The organism is Brevibacillus sp. SKDU10, from assembly GCF_001645205.1.
Lineage (GTDB): Bacteria > Bacillota > Bacilli > Brevibacillales > Brevibacillaceae > Brevibacillus_B > Brevibacillus_B halotolerans.
In genome coordinates, this window is sequence record NZ_LSSO01000053.1 from 1 (window position 1) to 3,625 (window position 3,625).

The following is a 3,625-nucleotide window of genomic DNA, read 5'->3' on the forward strand; positions in this document are numbered from 1 at the left end:
ATACAGATCATTATATTGTGCTAAAACACCCTCTACCTGATACCACTTACCTGCCGTAAGCTGTGCTACGTCAATGCTCTCTTTCATAACACGGACTGTTATGCCTTGGAAATGCTCATCAATCATCCGTAAGTTATAGCCACCGCCTGATTCACTGCTTGGAACGGATAGTAAGAATGCATGCGAGGAGATTAGCATTCCTTCATATTTTTCTGCTAGTGCTGCTTGGTTTAATTGAGCTACTGTCAAGGATTTTGCCTCAGGCACTTGATTCCCCGTACTTACCACGACGATATCTTCTGATGTTTTCGGAATGATTTCTGTCAAATTTTTATAACCAACAATCTTCCCTGTTACTTGAACCAAATCTCCCTCTTTTAGATCTGGATAACTGGTCCATTTACTGGCAAACAAATTAATCCCTGCTGTCTCATCCTGTATATACGTAGACAGCTTTCCACCGCCAAGCGAGGCGTTATCCGCCGTGACGATCCCTTGAAGCGTGACGACTTCATTTACTCGTTGTTTCAAGTCTGCAATGGAAGCGATACTAGCCGCTAATGACTCCGAAACAACTGTCTCTGTTAACAGGTTGCCGGCTGTATTTTGAATCGTATTGGCTTGTAAACGTATCTTATTATCGTTTCCACGCAGCCCTTGAGCCAATGTAACGATTAGTGACTGTCCTTCAATGGAAACAAGATCGCCTTTCTTAAGAGAAATGAAGTCACTGCCGTTCCTAGCTATTTGGATCGCGTCGCGCAGTGCTTCTTCTGAAATCGCCGAGGCAATTTCGTCATCAAAACGTAAGGTAATTCGCTTATTGTCTTCATCTAACTTCGCATCCAAATACACAGGTGCTTTCGTGTTTTTGGAATCTTTGAAATTTATGGAAAATTCTGGTGAAATCAAATGAGAAAGTGCGCCAAATACCATATCATGCTTCACGATTACGTACACATGATCAACGCTGTCTTTCCCCTCATGTTTCACTGCTTTTCCTAAGAAAGTGATTCTAAGTCGATCCTCGCTCTCCAGCTTAGCTGTGTAGCTGAGTCCCTCTGGTAATCCTTTGACTTGTACGCTTGATTTCAAAAACAGAGGCAAAAACTTGGCATGATGAAGCTCCACTAGAAGTGAGTCAGAAATCCCCCCATCATTAGCATCCGATTCATGTAAGCTACTAGCGGACAGGCTTAGTGATGGGCCAGGCTTCTTTACAAGGACTGGAAACAGCGCTATCCGATGATCCACTTCCGCTTGGATAACGGCTAGCCCAATTGCTTTTGCTGTAACAACACCCTCCTCATTCACTGAAGCAACTCGTCTATCAGAAGAACTCCAATTTACGGCTTTGCCTTCCACCTCTCTTCCGCGGATATCATATGCAACCGCTTTCAAAGTTAGGCTTCCATCTAAAGCAGAATCGATTTCTAGGATATTATCATCTGCAAGGTTTTCTATCTTTACAGCAAAAACCTTGCTAGAAGTAGCCTGTACCAAAAATGGCTTTGCTGTTTTTTTCGAGCCATACGCCTCCACGCGTACAGTCACCCGTTTATCCAGCTCTCCACCTTTTATTGGTTCAAAATGGATACGAGCGGTTTTACTTGATTCATCCCAAGCGAAATCAGTTTCTTCAAGTGAAGCCCATCCTTCTAATAGGCCCTCTTTGACTGAAAGCTGAAAATCCTCTGGTTTTGGTGTATCCTCTGGAATGTCAGATAATGTAATCGTTACCTCTCCATTGACCGCAGATACGTCCTGCACTTTTACCTTCTTTTGTTTTACACGCTGAGTCACTTCTTGTGGTGCTGATGTTTCTTGTGGTGTTAATGCTTCTTTTACTTCCGATGTTTCTGCCGCTTGTACAACTACAGGTAGGCTAAATGAACATACCATACAGAGAATCATGAAAACATTCAACCATTTTAGATACCTTTTTCGCTGCGACAATTCAGTCACTCCTTTTTAAATCGTTTTTTGAAAAAGAACGAAAATAAGACCTGCCAGTATATTCCCTATTTCAGAAAAATAGGAAAAAGTATTCTGGCATTTTCACTATATGGTAGAGTTTCATTTTTTACATGATCATTTAGTAGGATTTTTTCAAGAAATGCAACTTTTATGATCATTCCCACTATTAGTATAAAATAATGATGTGAATTTTAGGCAAAGCTTGTATTAGTTAATTGTAAAAATATTCTAATTTATTTTTCATAAATTTTACATTTGGTTCAGGTAAGACGGGCTAACTATAGGCCTTAAGAATAATGATTGCCTCTTTGTTTATAGAGTTTGCCGGTTTTTTTCGGAAACTTTTTATTGGGTGTAAATTAAATCTGTTCTATGATGAACACAGAAAAGGAGGGTACTACGCTCTTTAACAGCCGTGTGATATGGTTACAGGGGAATGGAATCCTTGCCTTACGTGATAAATGATCTCTGATTTGTTTTAGCAAATACGCCTGCCTCCTTACTCCTTTAAGGCAAAATTAGTTCATTTTAATCGCAGTTGATCTACAGCATGTACAAATCGTGTAGTATGAAGTCACGCTCTCATATAGCTCACCAGTAACCAGCTTGTTTTCACTCAACATCGACTGGCCCCATCAGATAAATGCATTTTAGTTTAACAGGGTTGTTCACTACGCAAGGGTATTATCTTCTAAGCTTTATGAAAGAAGCGATCTCCCTCATAAGATAGGCGTATACGCGGAAAAATGTGAAGCTTTTCCCGGGAAAGGATAATTGGTACATCATGAAAATCAACGTATATTACGACTACTTGGAAAATCGGTTAGCCCCGCTCTGGTATGTCATTACCTTTCGGGAAACCGAGCTTGATTGGAGCAAGGAGCGAGCTTATATACCGCTCACAGCCCCTTTTCAAAGAAAGGAAGCAGAAGACTTCGATCCAGACTTATTAGGGCTTACAGTCACGTTAGGAGAATTAATGGTTCATCCTAAGAAGCCCGGAAAGTTCGGGATTAATCTCAAAGCCTTGAAGGAACAGGCTGAACGGCATGGGGTTGATCATCAGGAGGTTAGACAGTTCGTACTGCAGGTCGGGGATATAGAAGAGGTGTTGCAAATGAGATTAATACGTGATAAAAACAAAGGCGCTTCTCGTTAAAAGAAGCGCCTTTGTTTCTTATTTATTTGATTTTCGAATCCATTCCAGTACGCTATCTCGCAGGTTTTTCGTATATTTTTTCCCTGGCTTTTTCGCATCAAACCCATTTAGATACTTAATGGCTTCATCAATATATTTATTGGCATCCTTTTCATAATCACGGATGTCTTCTAAATCGTCTTCATTAGAACTTTCCAGCCAATCCTCAAAAGTGCGTAATGATTTTTGTTTATATTTTACTGCATCATTGAGCAGTTCAATAACGTCATCCATTCTACGTCTGTCACTTTTGCTTAATTTATCACCCATTTCATCAGACAAAGCCTCCATCCGATCTCTCATAATTTCGATCGGAACTGTAGCATACGTGTACGTCTGCTTCAGCATTCCCACATTAGGAGTGACGTTTTGATTTAATTTACTGTAGATCGCTTTATTTAACGTATCCGTTGTCTTTTTCATCTGGGATGCTAGCGAGGCAATGTTCTG

At 40.5% G+C, this 3,625-nt stretch carries 2 protein-coding genes and 1 pseudogene; 1 reads left to right on the top strand and 2 read right to left on the bottom strand.

Annotation, left to right across the window (positions count from 1 at the left end):
- Nucleotides 1–1,965: Ig-like domain-containing protein (locus AYJ08_RS04155; RefSeq protein ID WP_231928996.1), on the bottom strand; the 1,965-nt coding region annotated here is incomplete at its 3' end.
- A gap of 796 nt (nt 1,966–2,761) precedes the next feature.
- Here AYJ08_RS04155 and AYJ08_RS04160 point away from each other — a divergent pair.
- Complete coding sequence (locus AYJ08_RS04160; RefSeq protein ID WP_231928997.1) at nt 2,762–3,136, top strand: hypothetical protein; 375 nt, start codon at nt 2,762–2,764, stop codon at nt 3,134–3,136.
- An 18-nt stretch (nt 3,137–3,154) separates the two neighbouring features.
- Here AYJ08_RS04160 and AYJ08_RS04165 read toward each other — a convergent pair.
- Nucleotides 3,155–3,625: pseudogene (locus AYJ08_RS04165) on the bottom strand (hypothetical protein); the annotation flags it as partial.